We start from the raw sequence: 19,909 nt of genomic DNA, 5'->3' as shown, positions 1-19,909 counted from the left end.
CCTGGGATGGTAGCCCCAACACTTCTTCACACTCAGCAATACCAGGACAAAGCCCAGCAATGTCGGCCCGCTCCAATCGCGCACAACAACAAGGAGTGAGAGATGGTTTCGAGGCGCTTGATCATGGGTGTGGCGGTTTCCGCAGCAATGCTGGCGGCCTGCGGCGGCGGCGGCAGTGACGACGACAGCGGCAGCGCGCAGATCCGCCTGGTCAACGCCAGCAGCGCCTACAGCACGCTGGACCTGACGGTCAGCGACGCCAGCGCCGCGACCGGCGTGGCCTATGGCGGCGTCAGCGCCTATGCCTCGGCCAAGGCGGGCGAGAGCATCACCACGCTGGTCAAGAACGCCGGCACCACGATCAGCTCGCTCTACCCGACCCTGACCAAGGGCAGCCACTACAGCCTGATCGCCTATGGCTGGTCCGGCAATATGAAGAGCACCATTCTTCAGGAAGAGGAAGTGGCGCCGGCCGAGAACTACAGCAAGCTGCTGGTGCTGAATCTGGCCGCCGACGCCGGCACGCTGGACGTCTACCTGACCCAGAACACCGACAGCCTGGACAACGCCTCGCCGACCATCAGCGCCATCACCGGCGGCGGCAGCAGCGGCTACACGTCGATCAGCAGCGGCACCTACCGCGTGCGCGTCACCGGCGCGGGCAAGAAGAGCGATCTGCGCCTGGACATTCCCAGCATCACGCTGAGCAGCAAGCAGGTCGGCTCGCTGGTGATCACGCCCACCCCCGGCGGCGTGCTGGTCAACAGCATCCTGATGACGCAGCAGGGCAGCGTCGCCGCCCATGGCGCCACCAATGCGCGGGCCCGCGTGGTCGCGGCGGTGGCGGGCAATGCGCAGGTCAGCGCGACCCTGGGCAACACAGCCCTAATGAATGCTTCGTTCGCCCCGAACATCGGTGACTATCAGATCGTGGCCGCCGGCAGTCCCAATCTGCTGGTCAATGTCAACGGCCAGACTATGCCCGTGACTGCCCCGGCGCTAACGGCCGGCAATGACTACACGGTGCTGGTCTGGGGCGAAGCAGTCGCTCCGAAGATCTCCATCCTCAACGATGACAACCGCCTGCCCACCACCAGCGGCACGGCCAAGCTCCGACTCATCAACGGCGTCGCCAGCCTCAGTGGCGGCCTGACGATGACGCTGGACTACAGCGCTGTCGCCACCGACGTCCAAGCCGGCTCGGCATCGAGTGCCGTCTCGGTGCTGTCGTCGACCAGCTCGACCTTGGAGGTCTTTTCCCCAACGGTTGGCGCCCCAGTCCTAAGCCAGACGAACTTCCCCATCGTGTCCGGCGGCGTCTACACCGTGTTCATGATGGGCAACGCCAACGCCATCGTTGGCAGACCGCGCCGCGAGCGCTGAGCATTTGGCGCAAAGACCGACTCAGTCTCGACACCCAATCACACAAATCAGCAGCGATTTTCTGGCCCCGAACGAACCAACAACGTCACCAGTACCTTTAAGGGAGGTTTGAATGAAGAAACTGTGCTTACTGATGGGCTTGCTCTTGGCTGGGCAACAAGCCAGTGCCCAATGGACAGAAAAGTATCCAATCGACATCAAGATCGGCCAAGAGAACGCGGTATCTGTTTATCTGCGCGCCAACTACGGCAAGGTGGGCGAGATTGCAGCCAGGACACTCGATCGCATACTTAACGATCCTCAGATGCAGGCCAAGATGGCCAAGTCCGCAATCGACTACCTGACCAATCTACACAACGATCCCTCAAAGTCCGTCGACGAGAAAGCAGCGGCTTTCCTCAAGCTCGTCGACGAAGATATCGGTGGCTTCGTCTCCGCCGGCACGGGCAGTCTGAATGTCGTGGCGGGCTTTGCTGCAAGGTACAACGTTGTTCGACTCAGTTGGGTACCGTCTAAGACTAGCAGCGTGTGTCAGAAGATGACCGCCGCTTGCAATGGCGCCAGCGTACCGCCCGGCTCGACGTGCTACTCGAGGGAGTTGATTGGTGGTCAGTGGTATGACCGTAGCTTTCCAGCTCCGATAACCATCACCAACGTCAGCATGATGGAGGAAAGCGAGTACACGGTCTATCGCAATGGCCGAAAACTGACCACTCTGGCCGGAAGGCGGTCCGAGCAGGGCGACAGTAACTACGGTACCGATTTCTCCAGTTGGGGTGTCTCGTTTCAGCTTAATCTTGGTCTTCCAAAACGTCCTGGTATCGGAGGAGATAGTCCCGTTTTCTACGACTACGATCCATACCAGGGCACCGTTGGGACACCGCTTCGCTATGAGGTCGTGGCCAGTGCAAATGGTTGCGGCCCCGGATACAACAACAGCCTTACCGGAGCAGGCACTGTAAGGTCTGAGATCTACGTTGATGCCAATGGCGACGCGCAGCCCGACTTCTACCCCTTGGATGAACTTGTACGGCGGCGCGAGGGCGCTGGCACAGCACCGCCAACACCCTCGGATCCGAATCGAACCTCGTTCGACTATTCGTATTCCATTCCAAATCCGAATCGAACGGTCAGCCAAGAAGCTGCATGGTCCCAGTTCATCAGTCAGCTCGACGCTGCGCGTAGGGTGAGATTCGGGGTGGGTGTAAATACCGACCCGCTTGCCGCGCTTGAAGGGTTTGATCAAGGTCTACGGCTGTGTGGACGGGCGCCGCTGCAGTGCTACACGACTGTCAGGGGCTCAGGCTACGTCATGAACTTCTCGATCACCGACATCTCGGCTGCGAACAGCTATGGGTGGACGATTAGCTATCGCCCCTAATCGACGACTGGCTTCATGATGGGTGGAGCCAACAACATTCAAGGTACCTTGCGCCGCGATCGCTGAGCCGCCGCCCACCCTTCGCAGAGTTCCTCCCCTGTGACCCCGTCCAGCGTTCGGCGCTGCGGGGTCTTTTTTTGTTGGTGTGCGCCGCCAGGCGCACAAGCCCCGACCGCGCCTGATGCAAGATGGCGCCCATGTCCGCCAGCGATGCCGCCGCCGCCCGCCGTGCCCTCTGGGTCGGCCTCGCCACCATCCTGGTCTGGGGCCTGAACTTTCCGCTGCAGAAAACCCTGTTCGGCGCGATGGGGCCGGAGGGCTTTCTGTTTTTGCGCTATCTCTTGATGCCCTTGTGCGCGGCCGCGCTGCTGCTCTGGCATTTCGGCCTGGCCTGGCCGCGACTGCCACGTGCCGACTGGCTGGCGCTGCTGCGCCTGGGCCTGATCGGCCAGGGCCTGCATCTGGCGCTGGCCACCTATGGCGTGCATTGGTCCACCGCCTTCTCCAGCTCGGTGCTGCTGGCCTGCGGGCCGGTGTTCACGCTGCTGATCCTGCGCGCCTCGGGGCTGGAGCGGCTCAGCCGCGCCCAGGTCGGCGGCGTCGCGGTGGCCGGCCTCGGCGCTCTGCTCTTCATGTCGGACAAGCTGCTCGGCGCCCAGTGGCAGGCCAGCGGCGGCGACCTGGTGCTGCTGCTGGCGGCGGCGCTGTTCAGCTATTACACGGTGGCCAGCAAGCCGCTGATCGCGCGCCATGGCGGCGTGCTGGTGATGGGCCATGCAACGCTGATCGCCACGCTGCCGGTGCTGCTCTTCAGCGCGCCGGCCGCGCTGCGGGTCGACTGGGCCGGCCTGTCACCCTGGCTGTGGCTGGGCGCGGTCTGGGCCGTGGTCGCCAGCGGTTTCATCGGCTGGCTGGCCTGGGGGTGGGTCAATGCCAAGCGCGGCGTTGCGCGCACCGCGCCGCTGATCTATCTGATGCCGCCGATCGCCGGCCTGGCCGCCTGGGCCAGCACCGGCGAGTCCTACACAGCCATAAAGCTGCTGGGCGCCGCGGTGGCGCTGGGCGGTGTCGCGCTGGCCCAGTTCGCCAAGCAGGGCCAGGCGGCGTTGGTCGCAAAGGACACACCGCCACTGGACTAGCGCCGTGCGCTTGGCGGTAGCCGGTCTGCTGTGCGAGCATCGCCCCATGTTCTTCATCTCCCGACGCCATCTGTTCGGCGCCGCCCTGGCCCTGCCAGCGGGGGCCCGAGCCACCCCCTCTTTGCGCATCGTCAGCGGTGATCTGCCACCGTTTGCGATCGAAGGCCAGCCCGGGCGGCCGGGCGTGCTGGTGGAGCTGGTCGAGGAGCTGGCGCGGCGCGCCGGCCACGCCGTCAAGGTCGAGTTCTACCCCTGGGCCCGGGCCATGCAGATGGCCAGCGCCCAGCCCCGCGTCGCGATCCTGCCGCTGACGCGCACGCCCGAGCGCGAGCCGCACTACCAATGGCTGCTGAAGCTCTATGTGCAGCACTTCGTCTTCATCAACCGCGCCGGCCGCCCCCCGGTCAGCAGCCTGGAGCAGGCCAAGCGGCTCAAGCTGACGGTGCTGCGCGCCAGCCCCAATCTGGCCCAGCTGCAGCGCCACGGCTTCAAGGAGGAGCTGGTGCTGCAGGCCCATAGCGTCGAGGACATGCTGCGCCAGCTCGAACGCGGCCATGTCGACGCGATCTATGGCGGCGATGTGATCAATATGGACAAGGTGCGTGGCAGCGGCCGCGACCCCGCGCAATTCCAGGTCGGCTTGGAGCTGGAGTCCGGCGAGGTCTGGCTGGCGGCCAGCGCCGGCGTCGACGAGGCCGAGCTGGCGCGGCTGCAGGACGCCCGGCAGGCGATGCTGCGCGACGGCAGCATCGAGCGCCTGTTCAAGGCCTACGGCATCAGGCCGCGCGCCGAAGACCTGCGCTGAGTTGGGCTGCTGCTGGCGATGACCTGCCAGGTCATTGCGGCAAGACCTGGCCCCGCTAGGATGGCAGCCATGAACACCTCCACCCTCGCCGCCCTGCGCACCCAACGCCGCATCAGCCAGCTGGAACTGTCGATGCGGGTGGGCGTCTCGCAACGCCACCTCAGCTGCATAGAGACCGGCCGCTCGCGCGCCAGCCGCGAGATGCTGATGGCCGTGCTGGACGCGCTCGACGCGCCGCTGGCCGAGCGCAACAAGGCCTTGCTGGCGGCCGGCTATGCGCCGGCTTACACCGAGACCAGCCTCGACGACCCCGAGATGGCGCCGGTGCGCGCGGCCCTGAGCCATCTGCTGCAGGCCCATGACCCGGCCCCGGCCCTGGTGATGGACGGCACATGGACGCTGCTGATGGCCAACAAGGGCATGCGCGGCCTGATGCGCCTGCTGGGCGTGGACCCGGCCCTGCTGGACAGCGGCGACTTCAATCTGCTGCGCGCCTGCCTGCTGCCCGGCGGCCTGCGCCATTTGTGCGTCAACGAGGACGAGGTCTGTGCCGGCCTGTGGCAGCGCGCCAGCGGCGAAGCCCACCATGTGCCGGCGCTGCGCCCGCTGCTGGAGGAGCTGCGCCCCCATGTACCGAAGGCGCTGGCACCCGCGCCGGTGACGCCGCTGATGCACACCCGATTGCGCTCCTCGGCCGGCGAGCTCGCGCTGTTCTCGGCCTTCACGACCTTCGGCACCCCGCTGGACGTGACCGTGGCCTCGCTGCGGGTCGAGCATTTCTTCCCGGCCGATGCGGCCACGCGGGAGGCGCTGGCGCGGGCGGCGTCGGACTGATGGCCCCCCTTTCCCTCACAATCACCCAGCTCCACTTAGCCTCCACAGGCCCCAGCGATGGACCGGATCGATGCACTGCGCTTGCTGCTGGACGTGGCCTCGGCCGGAAGCTTCTCCGGCGCGGCGCGGCAGCGCGGGCTCGCCACCTCCACGGTCGCCTCGGCGGTCAGCCAGCTGGAACAGGAGTGCGGCGTCGCACTGATGGCGCGCTCGACCCGGCGGCTGGTACTGACCCACGAGGGTCAGGTCTTGTTGGCGGAGGCCCGGCGCATCGTGGCCGACTGGGACGCGGCGCTGTCCGGGCTGAGGGACCAGGGCGCCCTGGTCGGCCCGATCCGCCTGACGACAACCAACGACTTCGGGCGCAGCCAGCTGCGCCCGCTGCTGGACGCCTTCCAGCTCAGGCACCCGAAGCTGCGCCTGAGCCTGCTGCTCAGCGACAGCACGCTGGACCTGATCGGCGGGCAGATCGACCTGGCGATACGCACCGGCCCGCTGGCCGACTCCGGCCTGCATGCGCGCTTGCTGGTGCGCGGCGAGCGCCTGGTGTGTGCCGCGCCGGCCTACTGGGCCCGGCACGGCAAGCCCGCCCATCCGCGCGAACTGGCGGCGCACAACTGCATCATGCTGGCCCGGCCCGATGCGCCGCTGGCGGCCTGGCCCTTCCGTGAAGACGGCAAGGCCTTCAGCGTCAAGGTCAGCGGCGACCGCGAGGCCAGCGATGGCGGCCTGCTGCGCGAATGGGCGCTGGAGGGGCGCGGCGTGATCCTGAAAAACCGCTGGGATGTCAGCCAGGATCTGGCCGAGGGCCGCCTGGAGACCGCGCTGGAGGGCTTCGTCGCCGGGCAGATCGACCTGTTCGCGGTCTATGCCGGCCATCCGCCGAGCCGGCGGGTCGCCGCGTTGGTGGAGCACCTGGCCTCGGCCTTGGCTACCGCCTCGTCTTAGCCGCCTGGCTCGTCCCCTGCTTAGCGAAAGCTCGTAAGCTGCTTTCGCGGCGGGACGGATTATCAATAGGCGCCCCGGCTCCTACGATCTCTTCACTGCCCACCGCCATCGACGTGCGAACGGGCCGATCCACTGAAGAGGTCTCCCATGAACATCGATCTGAGCGGCAAGACGGCCCTCGTCACCGGTTCCACACGCGGCATCGGCCATGCCATCGCCACCGGCCTGGCCCGCGCCGGCGCGGCCGTGATCATCACCGGCCGCCGGCAAGAGGATGTGGACCAGGCGATCACGCGGCTGCGCGCCGCCGTGCCCGGCGCCCAGGCCCGGGGCTTCGCCGCCGATCTGGGAACGGCCGCCGGCTTTGACGCGCTGAAAGCGGCGGAGCCGACGGTGGACATCCTGGTCAACAACCTCGGCATCTTCAATCCCCAGCCCTTCGAGAAGATCGACGACGAGGAATGGGAGCGCTTCTTCCAGATCAATGTGATGTCCGGCGTGCGCGCCAGCCGCCACTATCTGCCGGACATGCGGCGCAAGAACTGGGGCCGCGTCGTCTTCATCTCGTCCGAGTCGGCCCTGAACATCCCGGCCGACATGATCCACTACGGCTTCACCAAGACCGGCAACCTGGCCGTCTCGCGCGGGCTGGCCAAGAGTCTGGCCGGCACCGGCATCACGGTCAACGCGGTGCTGCCCGGACCGACGCTGTCCGAAGGCGTCCACCAGATGGTGGCGCCCGGCGTCGATGCCGACGCTGCGCGGCGGCTCGCCGATGCCTTCGTCAAGACGCACCGCAGCTCGTCCATCCTGCAGCGGGTGGCCACGCCGGAAGAGGTGGCAAACATGGTTGTCTATGTCTGCTCGCCGCAGGCCTCGGCCACCACCGGCGCGGCGCTGCGCGTGGACGGCGGTGTCGTCGACACCATCGCCTGAACCCGCCACACCCACTCACTCACCCAGCCATCGCGCGCGCCGGCATCCGGCGCGCGCGCGGGCCCCGCTCATCCTCATCAACCACCGATCGAGACCATCATGACCAACCCTGTCCATCAAGCCATCCAGGCCCGCCGCACCACCCAGCTCTTCGACCCGCTGCGCGTGCTCGACGATGCGCAGATCCGCGAGCTTGTGCAGCTCGCCACCCTGGCGCCCAGCTCCTTCAATCTGCAGAATTGGCGCTTCATCGCCGTGCGCAGCCAGGCCGCCAAGGAGCGTCTGCGTCCGCTAGCCTGGAACCAGGCCAAGATCACCGAGGCAGCTGTGACTTTCATCGTCTGCGGGCAACTCGCCAGCCATGAGGTGATGGCGGCGCGTCTGGCCCCGTCGGTCGCCGCAGGCTTCATGCCGGCCGAAATGGTGGCCGGCTGGGAGGGCGCGGCCAAGAGCCTGTATCACGAGCAGCCGCAGCGCCAGCGCGACGAGGCCGTGCGTTCCGCCACCCTGGGCGCCGCCACGCTGATCCATGCCGCGCAGGGCGCGGGCCTGGGAGCGGCGCCGATGATAGGCTTCGACGCCGACGCGGTAGCGAGCGCCTTCGGATTGAGGGCCGACGAGATCCCGGTGCTGCTGCTGGCCGTCGGCCACGCCGCGCCCGGCAACTGGCCGCAAAAGCCGCGCCGCGCGCTCGACGAGGTGCTAGATCTGGTCTGACAAGCAGCGCGGCGGATCACCGCGGCAGATACAGCCGGTCCGAATACGTGGCCAGCCACTGCGGCCGGAAGGCCACGAAGATGGCCGTGAACATGCCGGTGATGAAGGCGTCGCCCCAGGCGCTGAGCCAGCGGCCCAGCATCAGGTCGGCCTCGCTCAGCGAGGCCATGCCGCCGTGCAGGGCCAGCGCCGCCGCGCCGCTGAGCGTGCCAGCCAGCAGGGTCGCGAAGAAGCCCCGGCCCAGGATGTAGACCATCAGATGCTGCGGCAGCCAGCGCCGCACGCCGGCGCCGAGTCCCAGCGCCAGCGTGGCCGGCAGCAGGCCCAGCCACACGCCGCGCTGCAGCGCCTCGGCCCACGACAGATCGGCCAGCCAGGCCGTCAACAGCGTCACCGGCACCAGCCCCAGCACCGCCAGCGGCCAGCCCGCCATCAGCAGCAGCAGGCAGGCCCCCGACAGCGGCTGCAGCACCGCCGACTGCGCGAGCCGGTCGGCGCTCCACAGCAACGGCATCCCCGCCACGCACCAGGCCAGCCAGGGCCAGGGCGGACCGCCCGGCGGCAGGCCGCGCCAGGGGCGCAGCGGCAGCGCGATGCCGAGGGCAGCCAGGGCCAGCAGGAGATTCAGGAGCCAGTGCATGGGAGGATTGTCGGCACTTGGGCCGCTAGCATCACCCGGGCGGGCCGATGCCATCGCGCCCCGCCCTTGCTGACCACTGCTCGTTCTTCTTTACCCTCCTCGTTCCTTCCGCACCTCCTGGAGTCGCCATGCCGCGCAGCACCGCCCCCGAATTCACCCGCGCCAAAGCCCGGCCGCCGGGCGCGGACTTCGCCGACTACTGCTGCGAGCTGCTGGGCAGCCTGGGCGAGGTGCAGGCCAGGCGCATGTTCTCGGGCTGGGGCCTGAGCGTGGACGGCCTCACGGTCGCGATCATTGCCTGGGACCGGCTCTACCTCAAGGCCAACGCCCAGACCCAGCCCCACTTCGCCGCCGCCGGCTGCCAGCTCTTCGAGTACGAAGCCCAGGGCAAGACCCGGCGCCTGCACTACTACACCGCCCCCGACAGCGCGCTGGAGTCGCGCGCCGCGATGCAGGCCTGGGCGGAGTTGGCGATGCAGGCGGCGATGGCAGCGAGGAAGCCGGCGGGGAGGCGGGGCGGGGTGGGGAAGGCGGGCAGGTTGGGCGGGCGCTGATGGAACGTCACTGCCCCACTAGGCAGTGTGACGAAGGAGATCGGCTCTAGTGGGTCAAGTGCTTGCGGGCACTGGGCCGTGTCAGGCCTTCAAGTCAGACCGGCGCCATCACGGTGTCAGCGGGACTTGGGAGCCCTTAAGCGCGGCTGCGATAACTGTGTGCAGGTTGCCCGTGCCGGGTTCGACCAGGCGCTCCGTCCACGCCACCTTCAGGGAGGCCATGGCATCGCCGAAGACCGCGTAGCAGGCCATGTTGTTCTGCTGGGCCGAGCAGTACACGATGCCCGCAAACCCCTGCGCATGGGCGTCCGCAGCGAGCTCCTGGGTATGCGCCAGACGCAATGACTGAAGCACGGGCCAGCTCGACGCATGCATCCTCAAATCGAGGAGCGTCAGCGTGCGGCTCGCCTGCACGCACAGGAGGCTCCGGCCTGTGATGGTTTGAATGGACAGGAAGGTCGTCTCGCGTCTGGCGAGAGCCTCGTAGGCTGCCGTGTCGGGCGCTTCGGCGAAATAGCCCACCGGCACGCCAGCGACATCGAAGCGGCCGTTCAGGAGTGTCGAGGGAGGGAGCAACAGCCTGCCGATCCGGACGGTGCCGGCGCGCACGCGGCTGCGCTGGATGCGGAAGAGCGCCGTGGGCGCGAGGAGATCGAACGCCGGGGCGTATTCGAGATCGGAGAGCTTCATGCGAATGCGTCAGGTGCCTTCCGCCGCAGCCAGGTCAAGCACGCGCTCCGTGAGGCCTTGCTCGATCGCCGCCCTGGGTGTCTTCCCGTCGAGGCCTCCGAGAGGGGTCTCCAGGAACGACAGGAGGGTCCACCCTTCGGTGGTTCCCAGGGCCTTGGAGAGCTTCGGGATTAGCTCCCAGAACTGCGGGTCGAACTGCCAAACGGGCAGCCGAAATCCTCGGCGGGTCTGGGTAAGGCCGATTGCTCGGCCCTTGGAGATCCAGGCGTTGATGGTCACGCGAGTGGTGGCGGCGATGCTGGCCGCGTCGTCTGTGTTCACCATGTCCGCGGCCTGCAGGCGCTCATTCCGAGCAGCAAGGCTGCTCGCCAGGAGCGACTTGGTCTGGGCGGCTGAGACATAGGGCGAGGGGCGCTTGGGCGCCCTGACAACGCGTGCGGTGTTGCGGACGGTGGAAATGGAGGAGGTGGCGGGCTTCATGAGTGAGCTCGAATCAGGGTGCATTGCGGGCGTTCACCTTGGCTGGGCTGAAGAAGCCAGCCAGCGCTCGGGCGAGAATGACGATGGAGTGACCGTTGTTGGGCTTCGGCGCGGGCTTGCGCAGCGGCAGCAGGCGGAGGGGCCTACGGTTCTCCGGGCCGGCGTTGAAGATGGCGGCGAGAGACTTGCAGCGGTTGCTGAATAACTCGACGAAGATGGGCAGCGTGTGGCGGCGCTCGATGATGCCGGCCACAGCCTGAAGGGCTGAGAGCACCTTGTCCAGTGAGTCTTTCAAGACGATCATCACGACCTCTATGACGGTAAGTTCGTTAAGTTCGATTATGCCGCGTGTAGCTCTCGTGGTCTACGGCCGCGGAAGTTGGGCAGAGGGGGAAGCCCCACCACCCTTTTCTGACTTGGCAGCGATGCGCTGCAGGTGCCAGCCACGCTGACCACGTGTCCCGGCCATGACCAACCGATCGGCGGCACTACGCTGCAACTGATGGCTGGAAAAGTTTAGGTTTGTCGGACACCTGCCCGGTGTCAGCGAAGCGTCGCGAACGACACCACCGTGAGGGCGGGAGTCGGACTAACCTAAACTGATCCGGTCTCTTTTCCAAGAAGCTGGTGCTATATTTTTTGCGCTATAGAGCGCACAGTGGCAGCTCGTGAGAAAGCGCGCTACTGGCATATCGAAATCATGGAATGGGTCCCTACGGTCTTCATCGCGTTCAAGGTCGGCGTGCTGAGCATTGGCATGTTCTACGCCGTCAAATGGCACTACGACCAAGGACAGAAGAAGGGGACGGAGACGCAGCGCGCCGTACTTCGCGCGAGCCTGAAGCTCGCCGCAGTGTTCGTGGTGCTAGTCGTCGTCCTGTTGCTCGTCACCTTCAGCGTTGGCACAAGCCTCGGCTTGGACTTGAACCTTCCATGATTGCAAAGGCTGTCATCGCGGCGCACGCCCTCGCAACTCCAGAAGCCACCGGTGCAGCCGCGGGAGTCCCAGGCCCCCGCCGCCCTACTCGTTCAACTTCTTGTTTATTTCTTCCAGTTGACGAGGGTTCCGAGTGGATTCCTTCAGTGCCGCCAGCGCCATCCTGTAGGCCACATGGCGCGCCTGTGCACTCGTCGCTTTCACGTCGGGCTGAACGCCGACATGCTCCCAGTTTGCCTTCGAGATGGGGTTGATCGCCTGCCCAATGGGAATGGCAGCGCGATACCCATGGCCCAGTTCGAAGAAGCGCCAAGGGTTCGCGCCCCCTTTGGTGGTTTCACCGACGATGGTTGCCCGACGCAGCTGTTTCAGGTTGTAGGCAAACTCCTCGGCGGCCGAAAACGTTTCGGCGCTGGTCAGGACGTACAGCGGCACATCCGTACGCCTTTTGCCGTCGATGTCTTCCAGGGTCCAGAATTCGGTGGTGGTGTTCGACGGCTTCCAATAGAAGCTGTTCAAGTGAACCTTGCCAGCCAGCAGATAGCTGCTGATCAGTCGCACCATATCGCCACTGCCGCCACCATTTTTCCTGAGGTCGAAAATGATGGCATCGGTGTCGGCAACCATGGCCATGACCGTTTTGACCCGGGTTCTCGAGGCGTCATTGACATTGTCGAAACCCCAGAAATCGACATAGCCGATATTGCCGTCAAGTATTTCGACTCTCTCAAAGCCAGAATTCTTTCGTCCCAGCTTGGCGAACCAGTCTTCGCCGCCAGCCCCCGCACTTGCGTGCTTCTGATCTCTCCACTGGACGCCAAAATGCTTGTCGAACCGGCGCAACGATGCGGTCAACAGCTCGGTCATTTCCTGGTGTGTTGAAACACTCTTCATCGAACCCGAACGAATCGCTTCATCCAGCGTCTTGTTGATCGCACCGACATGCTCGCTGAGTACGTAGTTGTCTCCTATCTCTTGCCTGAGCTTGCCTACGATCAGGTCTTTTTCCTGTTGCGTGATTGCGGCACCAGTAGCGAGCGAGGACATCGCCAGCGAGAAAGCAGCGGCAGCAGCAATGGTCTTGCTTATCAAGTTGCGACTCCATGGTTAAGGGCGTGAACGAACTCCCCTGATTGGAATCGAGTCTAAACCTGGGGCTCGGTTCAGCAGGCTTCTGCGCTGGTCGATGCGCCTCTGAGCCCATAGGCCGCAGTGACCGACCCGGTGGCCGCCCCGGCGTTCTGCAGCGCTGCCGCTGACAGTGCGGATTCGGCAAGCCGCGCCAGCGCCGGGGCGTCGTAGCCGGTCGCGATGAAGATCCAGTCCGCCGCCTGGTCGGCCAGGCCGCGTAGGCGCTGCTCGGTGGTCGGTGCGATGGCCGGCTTGTCGGTCTGAAGCAGTTGCGCGCCGACCAGACCCGGCTGCGCGGGAAGCGTCCGCACCAGCGCGCGCAGATGGCTTTGCAAGCGCTGCTGCTCGCCGGCCGCCGGTGAGCAGCGTAGCGTCAGCGCGTGGCCCGCCACGGTGCTCCCGCAGCTTTCCAGCACGCGGCATGGGCTGCGCACCATGGCGCGGTGCTGCGGCATCATTTTCTTCGACCAATCGCTGGGGGCGTTCAGGCGCGCCAGATAGTCCGGCGAGACCAGGGCCTCGTAGCTCGCCAGTTCGTACAGCACAAAGAAGCCCGGGCCGCCCTCGGCATCCGCCCAGCGCGATGCCCGCAGAAAACCCGGCAGCGCCAGCCGCTCCGGGAAGTGCTCGTGCGAGTGCCAGTGCTCGAACTCCTCGCGCACCTCGGCATCGATGTCCCACCACATCGCGAGCGCGGCTTGACCCAGCATCATGTGCTCCTGTCGGGATCGGGCGGCGCGAGCCGCAGCAGGCGCCGGAAGTGCTGTTCCAAGCGCGCCGCATCGGCCTTCAGGCCGGTGAACAGCTCGAACGCACCCACCGCCTGGCCGACGGCCATGTGGCCGCCGTCCATCGTTGCGCAAGCTCGGGCGCGGGCCGCCTTCAGCAGCTCGGTCTCGAGCGGAACGTACACCACCTCCGAGACCCATAGCGAGGGCTGCAAGAGCTCGGCGGCGAGCGGCAGGCCGGGCAGCTTGGCCATGCCGGTGGGCGTGGCGTGTATCAGGCCGCTCGCGCCTTGCAGGGCCTGCGCCGCATCGCCATGCGCGCTGACGCGAAACGGGTAGCGCAGGTTCAGCGCCTCGGCCAGCGCCTGAGCCCGCGCGGCGTCGGTGTCCACCAGGCGCAGCTGCGCCGCGCCCAGACTCAGCACCGCCTCGGCGATGGCCGAGCCGGCGCCGCCGGCGCCCAGCAATACGACGCAGCCGAGGTCGGCACCCGGGAGCGCTCGCCGGAAGCCCCAGGTCCAACCGGAGCCATCGGTGTTGTGGCCAAGCAGCCGGCCGCCGCGCACGACCACCGTGTTGACCGCGCCCATGGCCTGGGCCTGCGGTGAGAGTTCGTCGAGCAGCGGTATCACGGCCTGCTTGCAGGGATAGGTGATGTTCAGGCCGGCAAAGCCCATCATGCGGGCGGCGGCAAGCAGCGTCGGCAGCTGTCCGGGTGTTGCTCCACAGAGGTCCAGATCGATCAGCGGGTAGTGCAGGCGCAGCCCGTGCCGGCGCGCTTCCTCTTCGTGCAGGGCCGGACTGAGCGAGCGCTGGATGCCGGCGCCGATCAGGCCGAGCAGCAGCTTGTCGCCCGGCGTGTTCACCCGGTATACCCCGCCAGGCGCGGAAGCCACAGCACCATGTCCGGCCACACCGTCACCAGCGCGAGCGCGCCCAGCATGACCAGCAGGAAGGGAAGCACATCGCGCATCAGCACCGTCAGCGACACATTGGCGATGCGCATCATCATGAAGAGCAGCAGGCCATAGGGCGGCGTCACCAGGCCTATCATGATGTTCAGCACCGCCATCACGCCGAAGTGAACGGGATCGACGCCCAGCGCAGTGGCGGTGGGCAGCAGCACCGGCAGGATGACCAGGATGATGGTGGAGCCCTCCAGGAACATGCCCAGCCCCAGCAGGATCACATTGACCAGCAGCAGAAAGCCCAGCGCAGACAACTCCAGGCCCCGCATCGAGGCGCTGAGCGTGGCGGGGATGTTCTCCGAGGTGATGACGTAGTTGAACACCAGCGCGCCGGCGATCAGCATCCCGATCGAGATGCTCATGCGCGCGCTGGACAGCAGCGCTTCGTACAAGTCGCGCCAGCCCATGCTGCGGTACAGCCCGGCCGAGATCAGCAGCGCGTAGGCGGCGGCGATGCCGGCCGCCTCGGTGGGCGTGGTGATGCCGCTGTACATGCAGCCCAGCAGGATCACCGGCAGCATCAGCGCCGGGAAGGCCTCGCGCGTGATGCGGGGCATCTCGCGCAGCGGCGTCCTGGCCTCCACCGGAAAGCCGCGCCGCCGCGCCAGCCAGTAGATCAGCCCCATCTGCACCGCACCCAGCAGCAGCCCCGGCAGCACGCCGGCGATGAAGAGATAGCCGATCGAGCTGCCGGACACCAGCGCATACAGCACCAGCGGGATAGAGGGCGGCAGGATGGGCCCGATCACCGAGGACACCGCGCTGAGCGCGGCAGCGAAGCCCGGCGTGTATTTGCCGTCCTTGGTCATCATTGCCTGCATCAGCTTGCCCGAGCCGGCGGCGTCGGCCAGCGCGGAGCCCGACATGGTGGCGAACACACGGCGCTGCAGCACATTGACCTGGGCCAGCCCGCCGGGAAAGCGGCCGACGATGGCATTGCAGAAGCGCAGCAGGCGATCCAGGATGCTGCCGCTGCTCATGATGCTGGCGGCCAGGATGAACAGCGGTATCGCCAGCAGCAGGAAGCTGGAGTAGGTGCCGTTGAGCAGTTGCTCGGCGGCCGCGCCCATGTCCATGCCCTTGAGGTAGAGGTAGAGCACCGAGCCGCCGATCATCGCGTGGCCGACCGGCACGCCCAGCAGGCTCAGCGCGACGATGACGACCAGCGCCAGCGAGAAGGGGCTGTTCACAGCGCGGATGGCGGCGTGGGGGGCGTATCACCGCCCGGCGCGGCCGGGCCGCGGACCAGATGAAGCAGGCTGCGGGCCATGACGGCGACGGCAAACAGCAGGTAGATCGAGTACATCAGGTCCATGCGGATCCCCAGGTAGGCGCTTTTCTCGACCTTCATGAAGCTCACATAGGCCCAGGAGGCCGGCAGCGACATGCCGAACAGCAGGATCAGGCTCAGGGCGCCGATGCCGCCGACCACCCGGCGCGTGCGCCGGCTGGCCCGCTCGGCAAGAAGGTCGATGCGGATCTCGTCCTCGTCCTTCAGCACAAAGGCCGCGCCCCACAGCACCAGCCATAGCCAGGCCGCCAGCGACAGCTCGGTGGTCCAGCCCACCGGCCAGTTGAACAGATAGCGCATGGCGATCTGCAGCAGGAAGGCGACGAAGATCAGCGCGAGCAAGACCACCGCGACCGCTTCGGCGAAGCGGTGCAAGGAACGCATGAGCCGACGCAGCATCTCCAGCTCACTTCATCGCGTTGATCTTGTCGAGCATGCCGGCCGGCCATGTCTTGGCCTCGTCCGAGCCCAGATAGACCTTCTGGGCATGCTCGCGGAAGGCCGCGATATTGGGCACATAGACCTCCAGCCCCTGCTTGCGGAAGGTCTCGGCCAGCTCGGTCTCGCGCTTCTGGTGTTCGCTCGTGCTCCAGGCGATGGCCTTGTCGGCGGCGGCCTGGAAGGCGCGCTGCCGGGCCGGCGGCAGGCCCTGCCAGGTCTTCATGTTCACGGTGAGCAGATCGAAGGCCACCAGATGCGAGGTCAGCACGATCTGCGACATCACCTCGTAGAACTTCATGTTCTGCACATTGGGCAGCGGATTGTCCTGGCCGTCGATGGCGCCGGTCTGCAGGCCGGTATAGGTCTCGGCGTAAGCCATCGGCGTCGGATTCGCGCCGATCGAGCGGCCCAGCATCTGCCAGGTGTCGCCGGGCGGCATGCGCAGCTTCACGCCGGCCAGGTCGGCAGGCACGTTGATGCGCTTCTTGGTCTTCAGCCCCAGATGCCGGGTGCCGAAGAAGGTCGGGCCCAGGATCTTCACCTTGAGCTGGTCCTCCACCAGCTTCTTCATCTGCGCGCCCGCCTCGCTGGCGAAGAAGCTGTTGAGGTGGTTGGCATCGCGGAACAGATAGGCCGAGGTCAGCAGCGACCAGGCGGGCACCTGCTTGGAAATGTCCTGGGGCGAGATATTGCCCATCTCCAGGTTGTCGCGCTGCAGCGCGACCAGCTCGGTGCCCTGGCGGAACAGCGTCGAGTTCAGATGCATCTCGAGCTTGAAGTCGGCCTCGATGTCCTTGGCGAACATCTTCATCATCTCGGCACGGATGTCCTTGTCGGAAAACACGGCGGCGAAGCGCAGAGTGGCCGGCGTCTGCGCCCAGGCCGGCAGCATGGCCCCGGCGGCCAGCGCGGCGCCCGCGCCCAGCAAGCTGCGGCGATCGATGCACGAAGAAGGGTTCATGGTCGTCTCCTTTGGAATTGTGTTGAGGGCCGGTTCTTCACGGTGAGGCGGCCGCCAGCCGCTGGGCCAGCGCCCGGATCGCGAGCTCGTAGCCGAAGGCGCCGAAGCCGCAAATCACGCCGGTAGCGGCGAGCGACATCAGCGAATGCTGGTAGAGCGGATCGCGTCTATGGATATTGGTCAGGTGGACCTCGGCAATCGGCTGCTCCAGTGTCTTCAGCGCATCCAGCAGCGGGATCGACCGGAACGACAGGCCCGCCGGGTTGATCGCCAGCGCCGCTGCCCGCTCGCGGGCTTCCTGCACCCAGTCCACCATCACGCCCTCGTGATTGGTCTGCCGGAACTCGCAAGCCAACCCCAGCTCGGCGGCCACGCGCTGGCACAGCTGCTCGATCTGCTGCAGCGAGGTGCTGCCATACAGATGCGGCTCGCGTATGCCCAGCAGGTTCAGATTGGGGCCGTTGAGGATGTAGAGGGTGGCACTCATGGGCTTGATTGTTGGGCGCGGCCCAGAAAGACTTTCCATTCAGGAAACCTGTTTCACAATACAGGAATGACCCTCGCTCTGGAACGCGGACTGGCGCTGCTGGAACATCTGATCCAGCACCCGCAAGGCCTGCCCCTGACCCTGATCGCCGCCGAGCTGGACATGCCGCTCAGCGTCTGCCACCGCCTGCTGGCGGATCTGCAGCGCTACGGCTATGTGCGCCAGGCCCACAAGCAGGGCGACTATGTGCTGACGACCAAGGTGGTGTCCATGGGACTGGGCTTCCTCAGCAGCGCGGGCATCGTCGACATCGCCGAGCCGCTGCTGGAGCGGCTGGCGCAGGCCTCGGGCGAGCTGGTGCGGCTGTCTATCGTCGACGACGATCGCCTGACCTGGGTCGCCAAGTCACAGGGCATGCGGCAGACGGGCCTGCGCTATGACCCGGACATGGGCATGGACGCACGGCTGTCCTGCACGGCCTCGGGCCACGCCTGGCTGATGACGCTGAGCGATGAACGCGCATTCGAACTGGTCGCGCGCCAAGGCTTTGGCCAGCCCAGCGACTATGGCCCCAAGGCACCCACCACCATCAAGGCCCTGGTCGGTTTTTTGCACGCGGCGCGCGTGCGCGGCTATGCGCTGATCGACGAGGTGTTCGCGCCGGGCATGGCGGCGATCGCGGCTCCGGTGTTCTGTCGCCAGCAGGCGATCGGCGTCATCAGCATCGCCGGCCCCCGCACCCGCCTGAGCAGCGCGCGGGCCCGCGATCTGGTGCCCGCCCTGCTCGCCGCCACCGCCGAGCTCGGACCGATCAGCAACGCCTCCAGCCTGTTCGGCCGGCCGCCGCTGGGCAAGGGCTGAGCGGGGCGGCCCCTGCGAAAAGCCCGTTAAGCGCCCGCCCCGGGCCGGTGGACTCTCGGCCCCAGCTCGCGCAGCGCATCGGCGCCTATCCAGCGGGCGCTCTTCTCGGGCCGCTCACGCAGGCGCTCGGCGCAGGCGATCGCCGCCGGCAGCAGCGCATCCGAGCGCTTGCCGATCTGGCGCAGCGCCCAGTTGACGGCCTTCTTGACGAAGTTGCGCTCATCGTCGGCCGCCGCCTCGATCAGCGGCAGCAGCGCGATGAAGTCGGCAGCGGGCCGCTTCTTGTCATGCACCGCCATCACGGCCAGCAGCGCATAGCCGGCGCGCCGCACAAACTCCTCGCGGCTGGCGGCCCAGACGGGAATGCGCGCCCAGGCCAGCGGCGATTTGCGCAAGGCATTGTTGCAAGCCTGGTCGCAGACATCCCAGGCCGCCATGCCCTGGGTCCACCGGTCCATCTGCGCCAGCGTCAGCTTTGCCGGCTCGGCGATCAAGCCGGCGACGATCTGCGCGTCGGGGATGGCCGTGTCCCACAGCGCCAGCGCCAGTTCGTGGTCGCGGCCCAGCTGCCGGGCCACGTCGCGCATCTGCGGCACCGACAGGCCCAGCCGCCCCTCGCCCCCGATCGCAAAGCGCGCCAGCGCCTGCAGCGCCTCGGGTCGGGCTTGGGCCCGGATCAGCTGCAAGGCCTCGGCCAGCCTCTCGGACATACCTTCGGCAAGACCTGGCACCGTGGAGATGTTCATGGCCGTTAGCATAAGCGCAGCACAGGACAGCAGGCTGAAGCGCCACCGCCGATGAAATACGTCGTCTTCTTCCGCAATCTCAATCTGGGCCGCCGCAACTGCCCGGACAAGGCCTTGCTGGAACAGGCTTTCGAGGCGGCCGGCGCGCTGCGGCCGGCCTCCTTCCAGGTCAACGGCACCCTGGTCTTCGAAGCCCGCAGCGATGCGGCGGCGCGGCGCGTGCTGGCGGCGGCCTCGGCCCATCTGAACACGGCCTGCGGGCTGCGCGAGCCGGGCTTTCTGCGCCGGCTCGCGGCGGTGGCCGAGCTGGTCGACAGCCAGCCCTTCGCGAGCCAGCGGCTCGACGATGTCTACGACTGCTGCATCAGCTTTCTGTCCGCCGAGGCCGGCGAGCTGCCGGCACTGCCGCTGTGCTCGGCGCGCGGCGACGCCGAGGTGTTCGCCTATCACGCCGCCAGCCACACGGCGCTGGGCCTGAGCCGCCAGCTCGGCGCCAGCCCCGGCAGCAGCAATGCGCTGCTGGAGAAGACCCTGGGCACGCCGACGACGATGCGCAACTGGGGCACGCTGAGCCGGCTGGTGGCCAAGCACTTCAGCCAACGCTGAGCCTGGCCCCCGGCTACAGCAGCCCCATCGTCAGCGCCTTCAGCGTGGCGGCGGCGCGGGTCGTGCAGTCGAGCTTGCGGAAGATGTTCTCCAGGTGCGCGCGCACCGTGCTCGGGCTGATGCCCAGCGCACGCGCCGCCTCCTTATTGCTCTCGCCATGGCTGATGCGGCGCAGCACCTCGATCTCGCGGGCGCTCAGCGGCCCGGCCGGGTCGGCGGGCGTCGGCCTGGGCGACGCCGCCGGC

25 protein-coding genes are annotated in these 19,909 nt (G+C 66.9%); 12 read left to right on the top strand and 13 right to left on the bottom strand.

Annotated elements, in window-relative coordinates; translation table 11 throughout:
• The first annotated feature begins 102 nt into the window (after positions 1-102).
• The 8 genes from PO768_RS19425 (at position 103) to PO768_RS19390 (ending at position 8,143) form a co-directional block, all read left to right on the top strand.
• Positions 103-1,383, top strand: coding sequence for a DUF4397 domain-containing protein (locus PO768_RS19425; protein WP_272647362.1), 1,281 nt, complete (start codon positions 103-105; stop codon positions 1,381-1,383).
• A 112-nt stretch (positions 1,384-1,495) separates the two neighbouring features.
• A complete protein-coding gene (locus PO768_RS19420) occupies positions 1,496-2,764 on the top strand; it encodes a hypothetical protein (RefSeq protein ID WP_272647361.1) in 1,269 nt (422 codons plus the stop codon).
• Between the two features lie 197 nt (positions 2,765-2,961).
• Positions 2,962-3,903: a DMT family transporter gene (locus PO768_RS19415; RefSeq protein ID WP_272647360.1), complete on the top strand. Its 942-nt coding sequence runs from the start codon at positions 2,962-2,964 to the stop codon at positions 3,901-3,903.
• A 46-nt stretch (positions 3,904-3,949) separates the two neighbouring features.
• Complete coding sequence (locus PO768_RS19410; protein ID WP_272647359.1) at positions 3,950-4,708, top strand: substrate-binding periplasmic protein; 759 nt, start codon at positions 3,950-3,952, stop codon at positions 4,706-4,708.
• 69 nt (positions 4,709-4,777) lie between these two features.
• A complete protein-coding gene (locus PO768_RS19405) occupies positions 4,778-5,542 on the top strand; it encodes a helix-turn-helix domain-containing protein (RefSeq protein WP_262972168.1) in 765 nt (254 codons plus the stop codon).
• A 57-nt stretch (positions 5,543-5,599) separates the two neighbouring features.
• Positions 5,600-6,490 carry a LysR family transcriptional regulator gene (locus tag PO768_RS19400; protein WP_272647358.1) on the top strand — a complete coding sequence of 297 codons (891 nt, stop codon included), beginning with the start codon at positions 5,600-5,602 and terminating at the stop codon, positions 6,488-6,490.
• Between the two features lie 147 nt (positions 6,491-6,637).
• Positions 6,638-7,426, top strand: coding sequence for an SDR family NAD(P)-dependent oxidoreductase (locus PO768_RS19395; protein ID WP_272647357.1), 789 nt, complete (start codon positions 6,638-6,640; stop codon positions 7,424-7,426).
• Between the two features lie 99 nt (positions 7,427-7,525).
• Complete coding sequence (locus PO768_RS19390; protein WP_272647356.1) at positions 7,526-8,143, top strand: nitroreductase family protein; 618 nt, start codon at positions 7,526-7,528, stop codon at positions 8,141-8,143.
• A gap of 16 nt (positions 8,144-8,159) precedes the next feature.
• Here the strand turns inward: PO768_RS19390 and PO768_RS19385 are convergent, their stop codons facing one another.
• Positions 8,160-8,783, bottom strand: a complete 624-nt coding sequence (locus PO768_RS19385) for a hypothetical protein (protein WP_272647355.1) — start codon at positions 8,781-8,783, stop codon at positions 8,160-8,162.
• Positions 8,784-8,911: 128 nt separating this feature from the next.
• Here PO768_RS19385 and PO768_RS19380 point away from each other — a divergent pair, with 128 nt between their 5' ends.
• Entirely contained in the window at positions 8,912-9,337 is a 426-nt protein-coding gene (locus tag PO768_RS19380; protein ID WP_272647354.1) for a TfoX/Sxy family protein, read from the top strand.
• A 108-nt stretch (positions 9,338-9,445) separates the two neighbouring features.
• Here PO768_RS19380 and PO768_RS19375 read toward each other — a convergent pair whose 3' ends face one another.
• The 3 genes from PO768_RS19375 to PO768_RS19365 are packed head-to-tail and all read right to left on the bottom strand — an operon-like array spanning position 9,446 to position 10,811.
• Positions 9,446-10,027: an RES family NAD+ phosphorylase gene (locus PO768_RS19375; RefSeq protein WP_269839639.1), complete on the bottom strand. Its 582-nt coding sequence runs from the start codon at positions 10,025-10,027 to the stop codon at positions 9,446-9,448.
• 9 nt (positions 10,028-10,036) lie between these two features.
• Positions 10,037-10,507: a hypothetical protein gene (locus PO768_RS19370; protein WP_262972175.1), complete on the bottom strand. Its 471-nt coding sequence runs from the start codon at positions 10,505-10,507 to the stop codon at positions 10,037-10,039.
• A 13-nt stretch (positions 10,508-10,520) separates the two neighbouring features.
• The gene (locus PO768_RS19365) at positions 10,521-10,811 is read right to left on the bottom strand and encodes a hypothetical protein (protein WP_262972176.1); all 291 of its coding nucleotides are present in this window, start codon (positions 10,809-10,811) and stop codon (positions 10,521-10,523) included.
• A gap of 354 nt (positions 10,812-11,165) precedes the next feature.
• On the opposite strand from PO768_RS19365, the gene PO768_RS19360 reads away from it, so the two are divergent.
• A complete protein-coding gene (locus PO768_RS19360; protein WP_332909468.1) occupies positions 11,166-11,444 on the top strand; it encodes a hypothetical protein in 279 nt (92 codons plus the stop codon).
• A gap of 84 nt (positions 11,445-11,528) precedes the next feature.
• On the opposite strand, the gene PO768_RS19355 is transcribed toward PO768_RS19360, so the two are convergent.
• The 7 genes from PO768_RS19355 to PO768_RS19325 form a co-directional block, all read right to left on the bottom strand.
• On the bottom strand, positions 11,529-12,536 hold the full coding sequence (locus PO768_RS19355; RefSeq protein ID WP_272647353.1) for a S41 family peptidase: 1,008 nt from the start codon (positions 12,534-12,536) through the stop codon (positions 11,529-11,531).
• A gap of 71 nt (positions 12,537-12,607) precedes the next feature.
• A complete protein-coding gene (locus PO768_RS19350) occupies positions 12,608-13,285 on the bottom strand; it encodes a DUF4286 family protein (protein WP_272647352.1) in 678 nt (225 codons plus the stop codon).
• Positions 13,285-14,169: a shikimate dehydrogenase gene (locus tag PO768_RS19345; protein ID WP_272647351.1), complete on the bottom strand. Its 885-nt coding sequence runs from the start codon at positions 14,167-14,169 to the stop codon at positions 13,285-13,287. Before PO768_RS19345 ends, PO768_RS19350 begins: the two co-directional genes overlap by 1 nt.
• Entirely contained in the window at positions 14,166-15,461 is a 1,296-nt protein-coding gene (locus tag PO768_RS19340) for a TRAP transporter large permease (protein ID WP_272647350.1), read from the bottom strand. The genes PO768_RS19345 and PO768_RS19340 overlap by 4 nt, the downstream gene beginning before the upstream one ends.
• The gene (locus PO768_RS19335) at positions 15,458-15,961 is read right to left on the bottom strand and encodes a TRAP transporter small permease (RefSeq protein WP_272647349.1); all 504 of its coding nucleotides are present in this window, start codon (positions 15,959-15,961) and stop codon (positions 15,458-15,460) included. The genes PO768_RS19340 and PO768_RS19335 overlap by 4 nt, the downstream gene beginning before the upstream one ends.
• Before the next feature lie 7 nt (positions 15,962-15,968).
• Complete coding sequence (dctP, locus tag PO768_RS19330) at positions 15,969-16,964, bottom strand: TRAP transporter substrate-binding protein DctP (protein ID WP_272647348.1); 996 nt, start codon at positions 16,962-16,964, stop codon at positions 15,969-15,971.
• Positions 16,965-17,001: 37 nt separating this feature from the next.
• Positions 17,002-17,451: a type II 3-dehydroquinate dehydratase gene (locus PO768_RS19325; protein ID WP_272647347.1), complete on the bottom strand. Its 450-nt coding sequence runs from the start codon at positions 17,449-17,451 to the stop codon at positions 17,002-17,004.
• Positions 17,452-17,517: 66 nt separating this feature from the next.
• On the opposite strand from PO768_RS19325, the gene PO768_RS19320 reads away from it, so the two are divergent.
• A complete protein-coding gene (locus tag PO768_RS19320) occupies positions 17,518-18,312 on the top strand; it encodes an IclR family transcriptional regulator (protein ID WP_137945403.1) in 795 nt (264 codons plus the stop codon).
• A gap of 26 nt (positions 18,313-18,338) precedes the next feature.
• On the opposite strand, the gene PO768_RS19315 is transcribed toward PO768_RS19320, so the two are convergent.
• On the bottom strand, positions 18,339-19,058 hold the full coding sequence (locus tag PO768_RS19315; protein ID WP_272647346.1) for a DNA alkylation repair protein: 720 nt from the start codon (positions 19,056-19,058) through the stop codon (positions 18,339-18,341).
• Between the two features lie 51 nt (positions 19,059-19,109).
• Between PO768_RS19315 and PO768_RS19310 the strand changes: the two genes are divergently transcribed.
• Positions 19,110-19,664 (top strand): DUF1697 domain-containing protein, encoded by a 555-nt coding sequence (locus tag PO768_RS19310; protein ID WP_272647345.1) that lies wholly within the window; start codon positions 19,110-19,112, stop codon positions 19,662-19,664.
• A 13-nt stretch (positions 19,665-19,677) separates the two neighbouring features.
• Here the strand turns inward: PO768_RS19310 and PO768_RS19305 are convergent.
• The coding region (locus tag PO768_RS19305; protein ID WP_272647344.1) for a response regulator transcription factor at positions 19,678-19,909 on the bottom strand (232 nt) is incomplete at its 5' end.

It is taken from the genome of Paucibacter sp. XJ19-41 (assembly GCF_028462495.1).
Lineage (GTDB): Bacteria > Pseudomonadota > Gammaproteobacteria > Burkholderiales > Burkholderiaceae_C > Roseateles_E.
The sequence above is the reverse complement of the archived record's forward strand: the minus strand, read 5'-3'. Positions and strand labels throughout refer to the sequence as shown.